Source organism: Mesorhizobium sp. L-8-10 (genome assembly GCF_016756635.1).
Lineage (GTDB): Bacteria > Pseudomonadota > Alphaproteobacteria > Rhizobiales > Rhizobiaceae.
The window spans coordinates 961,961-978,648 of sequence record NZ_AP023263.1; the positions used below are offsets into that span (position 1 = coordinate 961,961).

The window sequence follows — 16,688 nt, forward strand, 5'->3', positions numbered from 1 at the left end:
AGCTGCCCTCTGTGGTCGGAGCGATCGCGGAACTTCACTCCGCCGCCTCCTTGAAGTCCGCCACGGCCATCGGCCGGAACTCGTGCTTGTCCTTGCCGGAGACGCGCTCCGACCACGGATCGACCTGCGCGAATTTCTGGCTGAAGACGAAGCGATCGAAATAGGTCTTGCGCCTGTCGGGATCTTCCATGATCTGCCGGCGGATCTCCTCGATGCCGACACGCTTGGCCCATTTGTAGATGCGCTCGAGATAACGGGCCTGCTCGCGATACATCTGGACGAGCGCCACGATCGCCTCCAGGGCCTCGTCCTCCGTCCTGACCAGGCCCAGCACTTCCGTGCCCTTGATGTCGAGCCCGGCCGCGCCGGCGAAATGGATCTCGTAGCCCGAATCCACGCACACCACGCCGACGTCCTTGCAGGTCGCCTCGGCGCAATTGCGCGGACAGCCCGACACCGCCATCTTCACCTTGGCCGGCGTCCACGAGCCCCACATGAACTTCTCGATGCGGATGCCGAGGCCGGTCGAGTCCTGCGTTCCGAAACGGCACCAGTCCGTTCCGACGCAGGTCTTCACCGTACGCAGGCCTTTTGCGTAGGCATGGCCGGAAACGAAGCCGGCCTGGCCGAGATCAGCCCAGACCGCAGGCAGGTCTTCCTTCTTTATGCCCAGCATGTCGATGCGCTGCCCGCCGGTGACCTTGACCGTCGGAATGGCGAATTTGTCGACCACGTCGGCGATAGCGCGCAATTCCTTCGCTGACGTGACGCCGCCCCACATGCGAGGCACCACGGAATAGGTGCCGTCCTTCTGGATGTTGGCGTGAACACGCTCGTTGATGAAACGGGATTGATAGTCGTCGGCATATTCGTCCGGCCAATCCGCGACGAGATAGTAGTTCAGCGCCGGACGGCATTTGGCGCAGCCGCAGGACGTCTTCCATTCCAGCTCCTGCATGACGGCCGGGATCGTCTTCAGCCCCGTGGCCTTGATCAGCCGGCGGACCTCGTCATGGCCGAGCGTGGTGCAGGAACACATCGGCTGAACGGCGGCCGGGTTGTAGCCGTCGCCCAGAGTGAGCGCCATGAGCTTCTCGACCAGACCCGTGCAGGTGCCGCATGACGCGGAGGCCTTCGTGTGGGCGCGCACGTCGTCGAGCGAGGTCAGCCCCTTCGCCGTGATGCTTGAGACGATCTTTCCCTTGCAGACGCCGTTGCAGCCGCAGATCTCGGCGTCATCCGCCAGTGCCGCAACGGCCGCCAGAGGGTCCGCGGAGGCGCCCCCCTGAAAAGCCTGACCGAAGATGAGGGTGTCGCGCATCTCCGAGATATCGACCTCCTTCTTCTTGAGGTCGTTGAACCAGGCGCCGTCGCCGGTTTCGCCGAACAGCACGGTACCGATGATCCTGTTGCCCTGGAGGATCACGCGCTTGTAGATGCCGGCCGACGCATCGCGCAGGATGATCTCTTCGCGATCGTCGCCGTCGGCGAAATCGCCGATCGAATAAAGGTCGATGCCGGTGACCTTGAGCTTGGTCGGCGTATCGGAATGCACGAAGCGCCTGTCCTCGCCGCCGGCGAGCCCGGCGGCCGCGACGCGCGCCATCTCGTAGAGCGGCGCGACGAGACCGTAGACATGGCCGCCGACCTCCGCGCATTCGCCGAGCGCTAGGATGTCCGGATCCGAGGTCTGCATCCTGTCGTCGGTGACGATGCCGCGATTGATGGCCAGCCCCGCCTCTTTGGCGAGCCCGGCATTGGGCCTGATGCCGACCGCCATGACCACGAGCGTCGCCGGAATGATCGTGCCGTCAGCCAGTTCGACACCCTCGACCTTGCCGTTGCCGACGATGGCCTTGGTATTGGCCTTGGTGATCACCTTGATGCCGCGCGCTTCGACGGCCTTCTGCAGGAGATAGCCTGCGGCAGGATCGAGCTGGCGTTCCATCAGCGTCGGCATGACATGCAGCACCGTGACGTCCATGCCGCGTTCCTTGAGACCCGCCGCCGCCTCGAGGCCCAGCAAACCGCCGCCGATGACGACCGCTTTGGCGCGGGACTGTGCCGCGAGCAGCATGGCATTGACGTCGTCGAGGTCGCGATAGCTCAGCACGCCGGGCAGGTCGTTGCCCGGCACCGGAATGATGAAGGGCACCGACCCGGTCGCGATGACCAGCCTGTCATAGGGTTCAGTCACGCCCTGGTCCGAGGTGACCGTCTTCGCCTCGCGGTCGATCGCGACGATCCTGTGGCCCTTGTAGAGCGTGATGCCGTGCTTGATGTACCAGCCGTCGCCATGGATGACGATCTCCTCAAATTGCTTCTCGCCCGAAAGCACGGGCGACAGCATGATGCGGTCGTAGTTCACGCGCGGCTCGGCGTTGAAGATGGTGATCCGGTAACGGTCCGGCGCGGCCTCCAGCAGATGTTCCAGCATCCGGCCGGGCGCCATGCCATTGCCGATGATGACGAGTTTCTCGGTCATGACGTGCATTCCCTGAAGTAATATCCCAGTGGGCCTGGATGCTGGCGCATCCAGGCGGCATCAGTCGCCGGCGCGGCCCATCCGGGCCGCTTGGCTTTCGCGCCAACGGGCGCGGCGCGCAGTCGCGCGCTCCAACGGTCGATCTCAACGACCGTTGGCACTATTCGGCCGGCGAAACGACGGCCTGTTCGGCCAGCGCCCGCGCCTGTTCCATCCGCAGGATGGCGACGTGCATCCAGCCGAAGCAGACGAGGACGATGGCGAGGAGCAGCATGAAGCAGCTCGACCAGACGCCGGTGAGGTCGTTGAGGGCTCCGAAGGCGATCGGCAGGACGAAGCCGCCGAGGCCTCCGATCATTCCGACGAGGCCGCCCACCGCACCGACATTGTGCGGGTAGTAGGCTGGAATGTGCTTGTAGACCGCCGCCTTGCCGAGGCTCATGAAGAAACCGAGGACGAAGGCAACCGCGACGAAGGCAATCGGCCCGATCTCGAAATGGAAGCTGATCGGTCCGTTTATGCCCCGCACGGTGTAGTCGGCGACCGGCAACGAGAGCACCGCACAGGCCACGGCGGAAACGGCGAAGGTCCAATAGAGCACGGTGCGCGCGCCGATCCTGTCCGACAGGACGCCGCCATAGGCGCGGAAGATCGAGGCCGGGATCGAATAGGCCGCGCCGATCATGCCTGCGGTCGCGATGTCGAAGCCGTAGACGCCGGTCAGATAGCGGGGGAGCCAGAGCGCCAGCGCGACGAATGCGCCGAAGACGAAGAAGTAGTAGAGCGCGAAGCGCCAGACACGGATGTCCTTCAGCGGCGCGAACTCGGCGAGGAAACTGCGGGCCTGCCCGGCACCGGAAATGCGGCGTTCGCGGATCACCGGGTCGTCTTCGGTGCCGAGCCAGAAGGCGAGCGCCATCACCACCAGCGCCGCCGCCCAGACCAGCGCGACGCTCTGCCAGCCCCAGGCGAGCAGCACGAAAGGCGCGACGAATTTGGTGACCGCCGCGCCGACATTGCCGACGCCGAAGATGCCCAGCGCCGTGCCTTGCCGAGCTGCCGGATAGAAGCGGGAGACATAGGCGACGCCGACGACGAACGAGCCGCCGGCGAGGCCGACGCCGAGCGCGGCGATCAGCATCTGGGGGTAGGTCGTGGCGAAGGCGAGCAGGAAGGTCGCCGCTGCCGCCGCAAGCATCGTCGCCGTGTAGACGAGACGTCCGCCGAAGCGATCCGTCCAGATGCCGAGCAGCATTCTCACGAGCGAGCCGGTCAGGATCGGCATGCCGATCAGAAGACCGAACTGCGTGTCCGTAAGCCCAAGCTCGGCTTTGATCCTGACCCCGATGATGGAGAAGATCGTCCACACCGCAAAACAGACGGTGAAGGCGATGGTGGACATGGAAAGCGCGCGCGTCGCCGCATGATCCTGGCTGGCGGCTGCTGGAATAACTGTACTCACTCTTCGCTCCATACGCAGCGTGGGAGGCCGCTGCCCTGTGGCTGAAAACGAAAAAGCTGCCGGCCAGACCTCGCGCATCCGTGGGATCGCGCATCGGCCTGATCGGCAGCTTTGCCCTCGCGCGCCCGTCATTGGACGCAAATCTCGTGACCCTGATCGGGCCTGAAAACCAATAAGCAGGAACCGTGCCAATTTGGCTTCCGTAGAAATTCCTCTTTGGATTCAACGGAATGGGATCAAGGGGAGCGATTTTGGCCGCGACGGTGCCTGTCAAAGAATCCGGCACGATGCCGCAATGCGATGCACAACTTTTGTGCATCGCATCATTCTGCCTATGTCGGCATCATCATTCGGAGGGTGGGTGGGACTGGCTGCGAAGATAGGCGGCGACATGGTCGGGATCGAAGACCGCGCCGTCGAAGAACCCATCCGGGCCCAGCGTCAGGCTTGCGCCCGCCGAGCCGACCGGCGTTTCGACCTTGAGCGCGCCCTCGACCTTCGAATTGGCGCCGGGCAGGGCCACGCCCAGTTCGCGCAAGGCAGCGCGGTAAAGGTCCGGCCGATATGTGCCGCGCGCGATCGTCTCGTTGCCTTCGTTCGCCGGAACCTGGCCCCATCGCACCATCTGACTGTAGAACCACAATGCATGGCTCTTCCATGGAAAGGTCGCCGCCTTGGCGTGCGGGACGAAGAAATCGGTCACGGCGACAGCCTCGCGCTCGCCGGCATCGATCGCGCCGCTCAACGCCGGGCGCAGCCATTCGGCGGGGCAATCGACATAGGCGGGCGCTGCCAGCAAGCGGGCCAACTCGTCATGATTGGACGGCGCGCCACACCATTCGGACGCCCGATAGAGCGCGCGCAACAAGGCGGACAATATGTCGGGGTCCTTCGCGGCCCAGCTCGCGGCGACACCAAGGACTTTCTCCGGGCTGGATTTCCAGATCGCCGCCTTGGTCGTCACGATGCGCCCGACGCCCAGGGCGACGGCGGCGGTGTTCCAGGGCTCGCCGACACAATAACCGTCGATACGGCCCGCACCTAGCGCATCCGCCATCAGGACCGGCGGCACGATGACGATCTCTATCTCCGTCTCGGGATCGACGCCGCAGGCGGCAAGCCAGTAGCGCAGCTCGTAATTATGTCCCGAATGCGGGTGGACCACGGCGAAACGCAATATTTCCTTGCCGGTGCGACGGCGATCGGAAATGACCGCAGCCAGGGCGCGGCCGGCCGCAAACGGGGCAAAGTCGCCCGACGCGTCATGGCCGAGCATCGCGGACCAGACGTCGAGAGACACGGTCACCGCGTTGCCGCCCAGTCCGAGCGCCAACGGCGCGATCGTTTCGGCCGCCAGCGACGTCAGGCCCAGATTGCAGGCGATCGGCATCGGGGCGAGCATATGCGCGACGTTGAAGTGGCCGACCGCAAGCCTGTCGCGGATGCTCGCCCAGGAGTTTTCGCGAACGAGGCTGAGCTCGACCCCTTCGGCCTCCGCGAAACCTTTCTCCCGGGCCGCGACCAGGATCGCGCTGTCCAGCAGCGGCAGGAATCCGGCGGTGACTGAATAGCGCTTCACGAATCCTCTCCCGGCTCCAGCAGACCCGCAGCCATGACCAGGCTTTGAGCGATGTCGCCGATCTTGCGGTTCTGGTTCATGGCCGTCTTGCGCAGCAGCGCGTAGGCCTCGTCCTCGCTCAGTCCGCGCGACTTCATCAATATGCCCTTGGCGCGCTCGACCAGCTTGCGGCCCGCGAGTTCGGAGCGCGCCTCCTCCAGCTCCCGCTCCATGCGCGAGAAGGCATTGAAGCGGCTGATCGCCATGTCGAGGATCGGCTTGACCCGTTCCTTGCGCAGCCCGTCGATGACATAGGCCGAAACGCCCGCGTCCACCGCCGCCTCGATCGAGGCGCTGTCGGACCGGTCGACGAACATGGCGATCGGCCGGCGCACGACGCGCGAAAGCTGGAACATGTTCTCCAGCATGTCGCGGTTCGGATTTTCGAGATCGATCACGATGACGTCGGGCTGGATGTCGGAGACGCGTTTCGCGATACCGGCCACGTCATGCACGACGGTGACCTTGTCGTGACCGGCATCGCGCAGGCCCGCTTCTATGATCGAGGCGCGGATACGGTTTTCGTCGATCACCAGGATTGTCAGGGCGCGCGATGGCATGGGCCTATTGTGAACAACGCGCCCGATTGTGCAATGCAAAAAACGCGGCGCGCCCCGACCTCTTCGCGCAGTGCGATGAAGATCGCCGCCGCCTCATTCGCCGACCCTGTCGACCGCGGCATTTGTCCCGCCGTCGGCTTCGGCTCGGACGCCGACCAGTTCGAAGATGTCAAGGCGGGCGGAACGTCCCTTGGCCTGCGTCCTTCCAAGCGGGCGAAAGACGAAGGCATCGCCGCAGCGGGCAACGACGGCACGGCTCACCAGAATGGTCGTGCCGAATCGCTTGTTGATCCCCTCCAGGCGGGAGGCGACATTCACGGTGTCGCCCATGGCCGTATATTGCAGCCGGCTGGCAGCGCCGACATTGCCGACCACGGCCGCGCCGCTGTGGAGCCCGATGCGGGTGACGAAGGCCGGCTGGCCCAGCGCCTCCTGGCGCGCATTGAAGCGCTCCACGGTCGCAGCGATGTCGAGGGCGCAGCGACAGGCATGGCCGGCATGGTCGGGGTCGCCGATCGGGGCGTTCCACATGGCGCAGACGGAATCGCCCAGGAACTGGACGATCGAGCCGCCATTGGCTTCCACGCTGGCGTTGATCGCATCGAAATAGGCTGACAGCAGGCCTACCACCTCCTCCGGGCTGGTCTTCTCGCAGATGGTCGTGAAGTCGCGGATGTCGGTGAAGAGTATGGAGATTTCCTGGCGGACCGCCGTTTCCGATGCGAGCGCGCTGTTGGCCACGATCTTGCGGACCAGCTCGCGCGGCACGTAGAGCGCGAAGCTGCTGATCGCGTCGCGCGCCACGGCGAGACCGCTCGCCAGGGAATTGATCTCGGCGATGTTCGAGGAAGGCATGGAGGCCGCGGCAAAATCGAGGTCGCCCAGGCGCGCGGCCTGGCGGGTCAACACCGAAAGCGAGCGTGTGATCAGATTGGCCATGAGAACCGTCGCGGCGATGCCGATCGCCAGCACCGCGGCCGCGATGAGCAGACCCTGGCGCAGCAACCGGTAGCTTTCGGCGGTGAAGTCGGACAGCGGCGCGGCGACCAGCAGCGTGTTGCCTTCCAGGGACGGCGAGACCCGCATGATGGTGGCGCTGCCGAGATAGGGCTTGCCATCGACCTCGAAACGGAAATGAGCCAGATCTTCCCGCGGCCCCGCGGCCATCGCCGCCCGCGCCGCATCAATGACCGGATCATCGATCGCAAACGCCGCGCCGGCGGCATCCGGCGGCGCGGCCAGCAGGCGTTCCATCACGGCCGGGTCGGAATGGATGATGGGTTTCCCGAAGCCGTCCAGGACATAGGCAAGGCTGTCGGGCGAGACCTTCTCAGTCGCCAGGAAACTGGCGATCGCAGTCAGCATGATGTCGGCGCCGACTACGATGCGCCCGTCGTCGGCATGGCCGCGCGCGACCGTGAGGGCAGGCGACCTGGTCGTCGCCGTCACATAAGGGCCGATCCCGACCGTGCCCGGCACGGTCGACGCCATCTGGTACCAGGGCCTCGTCCTCGGATCGTAGCGGGCGTCCGCCGGGCCCGACACGGAAAGCTCGCGGCCCGTCCGGGCCAGGAAACGCCATGTCGAAACCATGCGGCCCGCGTCTTCCCGCCAGATGGTGCGCAGGGCAAAGGTTGCCTCGGCGGGCGCATTGAGCACGGACCGCCAGGCAGGGCTGTCCGCAAGGCTGACGGCATGCAGGAAGCTCCCGTCCGGATAGCCTGCGAAGAGACCGTCGATATAGTCGGAATCGCGCAGGGCAGTGAGGAGCGTCTGCTGCTTGCGCTCCAGCGCACCGGGCGGCGGCGTGGCGAAGGCGTCCGACACCGCGGTCATGGTGACGAAAGGTTCGACGCTGTCGAACACGATCCGGTAGCGATCGGCGGTGCGCTCGGTCAGGAGTTGCATGCTCTCGGCGGCCGCGGAAAGGGCGAGGTGGCGGCCGCGGTCGTAGGAGAGCCATACGAGCGGCACGGCCGTTGCGGCGAGCAGCAGGATGATCAGGAGGCTCAGATGGACGTTGAGCGGACCGACCCAATGCTTGCGCAGGGGGCCGGGCATGCCGATCTTTCGATGACGGGGTTTGGGGGCGGCGGAGCCCGGCGCCTGCGTTCCGGCCGGTTCTCTTGCTTCCATCGGCCTCGCGGCGGGGGCTCGTTGGGACGTGCCCACTGGTCTGGTACTCCGGCAATGCAAAACGGCCGAGGATCGAACATCCCCGCGGCGACCCCGGCGTAGGCGCACAACCGACAATGTCGGCTGCCGGTTTGAACGTCAAGCCGGCAAAACAGAAAGCGGGGTTTGGGCAGTATCGGCCGCCGACGACTTCGCTACGCAGCCCTTCCCTTTCCCAGCATCAGGACCATGAAATAGGGCCCGCCGACGAAGGCGGCGAGCAGCCCGGCCGGCACCTGCCAGGGGAAGATGAGCGTGCGGCCGAGCCAGTCGGCGGCAACGAGGGTCAGTCCCCCCAGAGCGGCCGCGGCGGCAAGCTGCGGCAGCGCCCGCCGGAAACCCAGCATTGCGGCCAGATGCGGAGCAACGAGGCCCACGAAGCTCAACGGCCCGATGACGAGCGTGGCCACAGCCGTCGGCAGGGCCGTCAGCAAGAGCAGGGCGCCGCGGACAAAGGCGAGCCCCAGACCGAGCGAACGGGAAGCAGCGTCGCCGAGCGGCAGGATCTCCAGCCAGCGGGCGGTGAGCGGCGCCAGCGCGAGCACGAGAACGGCGGTGGCGCCCGCCGCAAGCGCATCGGCGCCGGTCGACCGCCAGGTCGAACCGGATAGCCAGCCGAGCAGGAAATCAAGCCTCGGATCGCCGCTGGCGAGCGCGACCGCCTGCACCGCCGAACCCGTGGTGGCGAGCGCAACGCCGGCAAGCAGCAGCCTTTCCGGCGCGAAATCGTGGCGGTGGCCCACAGCGGTGATCGCGGCCAGCGTGGCGAGCGCCCCCAGGACCGCGGCCGCGAGCAGGCCCGAGCGATCGATGCCGGTGGTGAGGAAGAACAGTGCCAGGACGCCGAGCGAGGCGCCCGCGGAAACGCCCATCACTTCCGGCGCGGCCATCGGATTGCCGGTCATGCGCTGCATCAGCGTGCCCGCGACCCCGAGCATAACGCCGGCCGACAGCGCGACGGCGACACGCGGCGCGCGCAGGGCGAGGAACTCGGCGAGATCGGCGGGCGGGACCCAGTGCCAACCCGCGGCGCCGCGCCCGAAGAACAGCGCTGCCGCAACAGCGAGCGCGAGGATCACGGCCAACAGGATCAGCGGCGGCCTTGGACCCGTCCGCATCGGGACCGGCATTGTTCCGCCTCGAACTGGTCCGGCACGCAGCCGACCCAGGAGCAACAGCAGAAGCGGGGCGCCGAGCAGGACGCTCGCCGTTCCAGCCGGAATCTCGCTGGGCAGCGGCAGGATCCGAACCAACCGGTCGGTGAACCACAGGAGGGCGGCGCCGAACAGGGCCGCCCAGACCAGGCGGGCCGGCAGCGAGCGCGCTCCCGCGAGCCGCACCAGTGCCGGCGCGGCAAGGCCGACGAAGCTGATGACGCCGACCGCGGCGACCACTGCCCCTGCAAGCGCCACCGCCACCGCCAGCCCGGCAAGCCGGATCATGGCCGGCCTCGTGCCCAGGCTGGCCGCGCCTTCGTCGGACAGGTCGAGCAGCCCGAGGGGCCTGATGAGGGCGGCTGCGGCAACGATGCCCCCTGCGAGCCATGGCACCAATCCGAGCGCCACCCGGTCGCCGTTCTGGACCAGCGAACCGGTCTGCCAGATGAACAGTTCCTCCGAATATTCCCGGTTCATCGCCATCAGCAAGGCGCTCGCCGAGCTGCAGGTGAGGCTGACCACCAGCCCGCCGATGATGATCGTCACGGGCGAGAAGCCTCGACCGATCGCCAGCGCCAGGACAGCAAGGGTCGTGAGCCCGCCGCCGGCCAGTGCCACGGCCTCGCGGCCGTGTACCAGCAGCCACGGCGCATAGAGCGTGGCGACCGTCAGCGCCAGGCTTGCTCCCGCGAAAGTGCCGACCGTCGTGGGCTCGGCGAGCGGGTTGCGCAGCACCTGCTGAAGGAGCGCGCCGGAGAGCCCGAGCGCTCCACCGGCCAGGATCGCAATCGCGAGACGCGGAAGTTCGGCGTGCCGGAAAAGCAGCTGACGCGGATCGGCGTTGTCGGTCGCAAGCAGCGCCTGCCACCAGAGTGGCGTCGGCAGCAGCTCGGCCATGCCCGAGAGCGTCAGCCAGGCGGCGGCGACGGTCGGCAACGCGATGAGCAGCGCAAGGCCCCAGCCAGACGGACCGGTGCGATGGAGTGCGGGAGCGCGAGTCCTCATGCGGCGCTTCTGGGGCGGCGACGGGCACTGCCGCCTCCGTTGCAGGGGATGGCGGATGAAGGCTGCATCGGACTACACCGCCTCGGCCAGCAGCCCGGCGAAACGGGCGGCGGCGGCGAGGCCGCCGAAAGGCCAGACCGGCGGGATGGTCGTCACCTTGCCTGCCCGCACACAAGGCAGGTTGGCCCAGAGGGAACTCCGGGCGATGCGGATCGCCACGTGCGGCGGGATAGGGTCGAGCGAGATCAGCCGCGCCCCGCCGACAGCCACCAGCTGCTCGATGCCTGTTGTCGAAAAACCCCAACTGTTGGTCTCGCTTGTCCAGGCGTTGGTTACACCCATCCGATCGAACACGTCCTGGAAGAGGCCGCCGCGCCCGTAGATGCGGACGTGCCGATCGTCGAACATGCTGACCACGGCGAGCGGCTCCGCCGCCCGCGCCGCAAGCTTCTCCTTTGCCGCTGCGATCGTGGCGGCGGCCGCAATGGCGAAGCGTTCCCCGATGTCGGTCCGGCCCAGATGCCTCGCGAGCCTCAACGCCTCGCTTTCGGCCTGGGCATAGGGTGTGCCGGTGCCGTCGTAGAAGGGCACGTTCCAGACAGGCGCGAAGCGGGCGAAGGTTGCGGCATCGAGGCCGTAGCCATAGGCGCCCACGATGAGGTCCGGCTTCAATTCGGCAAGCAGCTCGAGGTTCGGCTCGCCGCGCGAGCCGAGATCGATGGTGCCCGCGGGCAGGAGCGGGGCGGCCACCCAGTCGCGATAGCCCTTCGTGTCGGAGACGGCGATCGGTTCGAGGCCGAGCGAGACGACCAGTTCGGCCGACGTCCATTCGAGGCACGCAATGCGCAACGGCGCGGCCGCCCGCGCCGGCATCGCCCCCGCGGCCGCAAGGCCGGCCAGCACCGCACGACGCGAAAGGTTCCGCACGCCGCGCTCCGGCCTACCACCGATATTTCACGGAGCCGGTGACCTTGCGGGTCTCGCCGTAGAAGCAGCCGAACGCCTCGGAGAAGCAGGAGGCGACATATTCCTCGTCGAAGAGGTTGCTCGCCGCGAGCTTGAACTGGAAATCACGCCAGTCGTAGTGGAGGGCCGCGTCGACCAGCGTCACGGCCGGCACCTTGAAGGAATTGGCGTCGTCGCCATAGGTCGAACCGATGTAGCGAACGCCCGCGCCGAAGCCGAGGCCTTCGAACTGGCCGGTGGGGATGGTGTAGTCGGCCCACAGCGATGCCTGGTGTTCCGGCACGCCATAGGGCGTGTTGCCCTCATTGCCTTCCGAATCGTCGCGGATGCTGACATCGAGATAGGTATAGGCGAGCTTGACATCGAGACCGGAATCGAAGCTTGCCACGCCCTCCACCTCGATGCCGCGCGACCGGATCTTGCCGGTCTGGAATGGATCGTTGCCGAAGTAGCGGACGACGTTCTCCTTGGTGAGATCGAAGGCGGCGAGCGTGATGAAGCTGTTCCAGCCCTGCGGCTGGTACTTGACGCCGACCTCGTATTGCTCGCCGGTCGTGGGATCGAACAGGTTGCCGGAGGCGTCGGTGCCGAGTTCCGGCAGGAAGGACGTCGAGTAGCTGACATAGGGCGCAAGCCCGATGTCGGAGAGATAGACGAGGCCGACACGCCCGGTGAAGGCGTCGTCCGCCTGTTCGCTGGTGTCGCCGCTGAGCTTGTCCAGCGTTTCGTTGTTGGTCCAGTCGTAGCGGCCGCCTGCCGTCAGCGCCCAGTTGCCGAGCTTCGCCTGGTCCTGCGCGTAGATGCCGAACTGGCTCTGCTTGTTTTTCGAATCCTGATAGACGGCGAGCGGCGGGAGCGGCGCACCATAGACGGGATCGAAGATGTCGATCGGATCGACATCGGCATAGGTGCCCCAGTCGCTGTAGTCGTTGTACTGGTAGTCGAGGCCCATCAGCAGCTTGTGCCTGACGGGGCCGGTGTCGAAGTCGGCCTGCGCCTGGTTGTCGACGGCGAAGTTGCCGAGCTGCGAGCGGCCTTCGTCGGCGTAGCGGTTATAGGTCCGCCCGTCGGGTTCGAGGCCACTGCCGAAGACGCCGTCCTGGACGTTGCGGAGATAGGCGTATCGCAGGTTCTGGCGCACCTGCCAGGTCTCGTTGAAACGGTGCTGGAATTCATAGCCGATCGTGGCCAGCGTCAGATCGTATTTGTCGAAGTCCGGCTCGCCGACGAAGCGGCTGGCGGGCAGCCTGCCGAAGGGATTGGGCTTGACCGTGCCGCTGGCCGGCAGAAACTGGATGCCCCAGCCGGCATTGTCCTTCTGGAGGCTCGCCAGCAGCGTCAGGCTGGTGTCGGCGTCGGGCCGCCATGTCAGGGCCGGCGCAATGAAGAGGCGATTGTCCTCGACATAGTCGACATGGGTGTCGCCGTCGCGCGCAAGACCGGTGAGCCGGAACGTCCAGACGCCGAGATCGTCGATCTTGCCGCCCATGTCGAACTGACCCTGGAAACGGTCGAAGCTGCCGGCGCTGAACTCGACCTCGCGCAAGGTCTGGTCCACCGGGCGCTTGCTGACATAGTTGATGATGCCGCCGGGACTGTTCTGCCCGTAGAGCGCCGAGCTCGGCCCGCGCAGGATCTCGAGCCGCTCCGCACCGTAGGGATCGAACGCCAGGAAGCTCGCGAAATCGGTCCCCTTCAGGCGCAAGCCGTCCTTGTAGAAAGCCTCGTCCGAAACGCCGAAGCCGCGGATCTGAAGACCGAAACCGCGCAGATCGTTGCCGAACTGCTCGCCCGTCACACCCGCCGTATAGCGAAGCGCATTGCCGATGCTCTCGACACTCTGCGCGTCCATCTGGTCGGCGGTGACGACGGAGATCGATTGCGGCGTCTCGATCAGCGGCGTGTCGGTCTTGGTGGCGGTCGCGCTCTGATGGGCGACGTAGCCGTCGACAGGCCCCCAGGCATTCTCGATGCGCTCCCGGATCGTGATTTCTTCCAGTTGGGCCGTCCGGACGCTCTGCGCCTCCTGGGCAAATGCCGCGGGCGCGGCGACGACGCCGATAACGGTCGATGCGAGCAGAAGGAGGCCGTGTCGACGGTGCGAAAGCCCACTGCGCCATTCCTCCCCGCGTGGCTCGTCCTGCGGTGCAGTGCTGCTTCCAATCATGCCGATCCCCTTTGTCGAAGCCGCAACGCACCATTTCGAACGCCGCTGCAGCAGATGGCGGAACATGGGTTGCGGCTCGTCCCTCTCACCGCTGCCTGGGGTTGCTCCATTCATAATGTTGACTATGCATCTCATGTTTAATAGTCAACGGCCGACGGCGCTCTTTCCCCGCGCCTCGCAACAGGGTGAACTGGCCTGTGACGAATGCTTTCACGGTGGACGGCGCGCGTTTCGCGGTGCGCGAGCGCACCCTGCTCGGCCCCATCTCTCTGGAGTTCGAGCGCGCCCGGGTCTATGGGCTCATCGGGCACAACGGTTCCGGCAAGTCGACGCTGGTCAAGCTGCTTGCCCGGCAGCAGGAGGCGACGGCGGGTTCGATCAGCTTCTTCGGGCGGCCGCTCGCCCATTGGGGCGCGCGGGAGCTTGCCCGGTCCCTCGCCTATCTGCCGCAGACGACACCTGGTGCGACCGGCCTGACCGTGGAGGAACTGGCGGCCCTCGGGCGCTATCCCTGGCATGGCGCCCTCGGCCGCTTCGGCGCCGAGGACCGCCGCCATGTCGAGGACGCGCTCGCGCTCACCGACATGTCCGGCTTCGCGGACCGGCTGGTCGATGAATTGTCCGGCGGCGAGCGCCAGCGGGCCTGGCTCGCGATGCTGGTGGCGCAGAATGCCGGCGTCATGCTGCTCGACGAGCCGACCTCGGCACTCGATCTCGCCCATCAGGTCGAGGTGCTCGGTCTCGTACGGGAATTAAGCCGCAAGCGCGATCTCTGCGTGGTGCTCGTGCTGCACGATCCGAACATGGCCGCGCGCTATTGCGACGAACTGGTTGCGCTCAGGCAGGGCCGGCTTCTGACGCGCGGCTCGCCCGACGAGATCATGCGCATCGGGGTGCTGCGGGACATTTTCGGCGTCGAGATGGGGGTGTTCCAGCACCCCGTGACCGGGCAGCCGATCGGGTATGTGCAATAGGCCGTATCCGAGCTGGAGTCGCTGCTGCCGGAAAGCCGCTGCCTTGAGGACAAGCGACAGCGGTCAGCGCCGGGTGCGATGCAGCAGGCCCCGGTTGGGGAACCGATCAAGCCGCCGCGCCGACTTGACTCTCGCGCCCGTTTGTTCTCTTTATGTTCCATATCGAAGTCATCCCACAACAGTTGCGGCGGCCTGTCGGCTGACCGCGCGTCGACGGTCGGCATGGAAACGCCAGCCACGATATTGCATGCCGATCTCGACGCCTTCTATGCGTCGGTGGAGCAGCTCCTCGACCCCTCGCTGCGGGGCAGGCCGATCGCGGTCGGCGGCGGCGTTGTGCTGGCGGCCTCCTATGAGGCCAGGGCGTTCGGGGTGCGCGGCGGCATGCCGGGGCGGCAGGCGCGCGAGCTCTGCCCGCAGCTGGTTTTCGTGGGCGGCCACTTCAAGGACTATCAGCGGCTCGGCGACGCCGCGATCGCGGTGCTCGGGGATTACACGCCGCTGGTCGAGCGCATCTCGATCGACGAGGCTTTCGCCGACGTCGCCGGCTGCACGCATCTCTTCGGCCCGCCGGCCGAAATCGCCGCCACGATCCGGCGCCGCGTGCGGGACGAACTCGGCCTGCCGATCTCGATCGGGGTGGCGCGCACCAAGCATCTCGCCAAGATCGCCTCGCAGGTGGCCAAGCCCGACGGGCTGGTGGTGGTCGATCCCTCAACCGAGCTCGCCTTCCTGCACGACCTGCCCGTCGAACTTATGTGGGGCGTCGGCCCCGTGACGAAGGCGAGGCTCGCCGAGGCAGGCGTCTCGACCATCGGCGAGCTGGCGCGGACGCCGGGCCGCTCGCTCGAAAGGCTGCTCGGGCCTGCAGCCGGCGAAAAACTCTCGGCGCTCGCCTGGAACCGCGACCTCCGGGAAATCAGGACGCATCAGCGGGCGCGATCGGCCGGCGCCCAGTCGGCGCTGGGGATGAAGCCGGCGAAGGAACGGATCTACCGCCCGGCGCTGCGCCATCTCGCCGACCGCGTCTGCAGCCGGCTGCGGGCGAAGGACCGGCCCGGCCGCACGGTCACGGTGCGCGTGCGTTTCGCCGACCTGCGGTCGGTGACGCGCTCGGTCACGCTGGACGCGCCGATCTCGGCCACCGGAATCCTGGCCGAGATCGCCGAGGAGTTGGTGCGCTCCGCGCTTGCCGACCATCCTCAGGAAAGGACGATCTCGCTGCTGGCGATCTCGGTGTCCCATCTGGAGACGGAAGCCGGCCTGCAGCTCGACCTGCCGCTCGGGCTCGACGACGAGAAACGCCGCCCCGGCAGCAGCAGGGGCGCTGCCCGCTGGGTGGCCGACCGCGCGATCGACAGGATACGCGACCGTTTCGGCTGGGACGCTGTAGGCTACGGGTCGGTGGCGCTGGAGATCTCGCGATCGGTGCCCGATGCGTTCCGCGAACTGGCGGAGAAGGAGCTGTGACCATCGGGGGCGATCGCCGCGCGACGTGACGCGGATGCGGGGCGACCAGCTTCCACGTCGATTTCGCCGCGCACTGTTCGGACCGCGTCGTCGCCATGCGCGGCGGGCGGATCGTCCGGCAAGGCAGCCCGACGAGATCGTGGAGGCCGGGCTGCTGCGAGATCTTCGACACCGATCTCGGTACACAGGATCGAAGGCAGGCACTTCGTGGTCCACAACCGACCCGTCATGAGGTCCCCAGGGGTGCGGCGTCATGCAGCTTCCCCTATAGTCTGCCGCCACGGAGGACCGCAATTCGCGGCAAGCGGCAGTTACGGGAGCGGTATCATGTGCAGAAACATACGCACGCTTTTCAACTTCGAGCCGCCGGCCACGGACGAGGAGATCCGTGCCGCGGCCCTGCAGTTCGTGCGCAAGCTGAGCGGCTTCAACAGGCCTTCGCGGGTCAACGAAGAGGCTTTCGACCGTGCGGTGGACGAAGTCGCGGCGGCGGCAAACCGGCTTCTCGACGCCCTGCAGACGGCAAGCGCGCCGCGCGACCGCGAGACGGAGGCGATCAAGGCCCGCGCCAGGGCGCGCGAGCGCTTCGCCTGACCTGCGATCGGCGGCTCATATCCGAGGGATCCCAGTCGCCAGCGCGGCCATCCGG

Annotated in this window: 11 protein-coding genes; 3 read left to right on the top strand and 8 right to left on the bottom strand. The window is 66.8% G+C overall.

Annotation, left to right across the window (positions count from 1 at the left end; all coding sequences use genetic code 11):
* Positions 1-34 precede the first annotated feature (34 nt).
* From nirB to JN280_RS04400, 8 genes are all read right to left on the bottom strand, one after another.
* Positions 35-2,485 (bottom strand): nitrite reductase large subunit NirB, encoded by a 2,451-nt coding sequence (nirB, locus tag JN280_RS04365; protein WP_202310282.1) that lies wholly within the window; start codon positions 2,483-2,485, stop codon positions 35-37.
* 160 nt (positions 2,486-2,645) lie between these two features.
* Positions 2,646-3,887 carry an MFS transporter gene (locus JN280_RS04370; RefSeq protein ID WP_202314531.1) on the bottom strand — a complete coding sequence of 414 codons (1,242 nt, stop codon included), beginning with the start codon at positions 3,885-3,887 and terminating at the stop codon, positions 2,646-2,648.
* 406 nt (positions 3,888-4,293) lie between these two features.
* Entirely contained in the window at positions 4,294-5,526 is a 1,233-nt protein-coding gene (locus JN280_RS04375) for a CmpA/NrtA family ABC transporter substrate-binding protein (RefSeq protein WP_202310283.1), read from the bottom strand.
* Positions 5,523-6,125, bottom strand: coding sequence for an ANTAR domain-containing response regulator (locus tag JN280_RS04380; RefSeq protein ID WP_202310284.1), 603 nt, complete (start codon positions 6,123-6,125; stop codon positions 5,523-5,525). The genes JN280_RS04375 and JN280_RS04380 overlap by 4 nt, the downstream gene beginning before the upstream one ends.
* A 93-nt stretch (positions 6,126-6,218) precedes the next feature.
* Positions 6,219-8,186: an adenylate/guanylate cyclase domain-containing protein gene (locus tag JN280_RS04385; protein WP_202310285.1), complete on the bottom strand. Its 1,968-nt coding sequence runs from the start codon at positions 8,184-8,186 to the stop codon at positions 6,219-6,221.
* 269 nt (positions 8,187-8,455) lie between these two features.
* On the bottom strand, positions 8,456-10,462 hold the full coding sequence (fhuB, locus tag JN280_RS04390; RefSeq protein ID WP_202310286.1) for a Fe(3+)-hydroxamate ABC transporter permease FhuB: 2,007 nt from the start codon (positions 10,460-10,462) through the stop codon (positions 8,456-8,458).
* Between the two features lie 72 nt (positions 10,463-10,534).
* Complete coding sequence (locus tag JN280_RS04395) at positions 10,535-11,389, bottom strand: ABC transporter substrate-binding protein (RefSeq protein WP_244742955.1); 855 nt, start codon at positions 11,387-11,389, stop codon at positions 10,535-10,537.
* 13 nt (positions 11,390-11,402) lie between these two features.
* Positions 11,403-13,595, bottom strand: a complete 2,193-nt coding sequence (locus tag JN280_RS04400; protein WP_202310287.1) for a TonB-dependent siderophore receptor — start codon at positions 13,593-13,595, stop codon at positions 11,403-11,405.
* A gap of 197 nt (positions 13,596-13,792) precedes the next feature.
* On the opposite strand from JN280_RS04400, the gene JN280_RS04405 reads away from it, so the two are divergent.
* From JN280_RS04405 to JN280_RS04415, 3 genes are all read left to right on the top strand, one after another.
* Positions 13,793-14,569: an ATP-binding cassette domain-containing protein gene (locus JN280_RS04405; protein ID WP_202310288.1), complete on the top strand. Its 777-nt coding sequence runs from the start codon at positions 13,793-13,795 to the stop codon at positions 14,567-14,569.
* A 222-nt stretch (positions 14,570-14,791) separates the two neighbouring features.
* Positions 14,792-16,039, top strand: coding sequence for a DNA polymerase IV (dinB, locus tag JN280_RS04410; protein WP_202310289.1), 1,248 nt, complete (start codon positions 14,792-14,794; stop codon positions 16,037-16,039).
* 327 nt (positions 16,040-16,366) lie between these two features.
* On the top strand, positions 16,367-16,633 hold the full coding sequence (locus JN280_RS04415) for a DUF2277 domain-containing protein (protein WP_202310290.1): 267 nt from the start codon (positions 16,367-16,369) through the stop codon (positions 16,631-16,633).
* Positions 16,634-16,688: the final 55 nt, after the last annotated feature.

What these genes read in the sequence shown, in the direction of transcription:
- nirB (WP_202310282.1), bottom strand. Translation starts at nt 2,485, where the DNA reads ATGACCGAGAAACTCGTCATCATCGGCAATGGCATGGCGCCCGGCCGG.
- JN280_RS04370 (WP_202314531.1), bottom strand. Translation starts at nt 3,887, where the DNA reads ATGTCCACCATCGCCTTCACCGTCTGTTTTGCGGTGTGGACGATCTTC.
- JN280_RS04380 (WP_202310284.1), bottom strand. Translation starts at nt 6,125, where the DNA reads ATGCCATCGCGCGCCCTGACAATCCTGGTGATCGACGAAAACCGTATC.
- JN280_RS04385 (WP_202310285.1), bottom strand. Translation starts at nt 8,186, where the DNA reads ATGCCCGGCCCCCTGCGCAAGCATTGGGTCGGTCCGCTCAACGTCCAT.
- fhuB (WP_202310286.1), bottom strand. Translation starts at nt 10,462, where the DNA reads ATGAGGACTCGCGCTCCCGCACTCCATCGCACCGGTCCGTCTGGCTGG.
- JN280_RS04400 (WP_202310287.1), bottom strand. Translation starts at nt 13,595, where the DNA reads ATGATTGGAAGCAGCACTGCACCGCAGGACGAGCCACGCGGGGAGGAA.
- dinB (WP_202310289.1), top strand. Translation starts at nt 14,792, where the DNA reads ATGGAAACGCCAGCCACGATATTGCATGCCGATCTCGACGCCTTCTAT.
- JN280_RS04415 (WP_202310290.1), top strand. Translation starts at nt 16,367, where the DNA reads ATGTGCAGAAACATACGCACGCTTTTCAACTTCGAGCCGCCGGCCACG.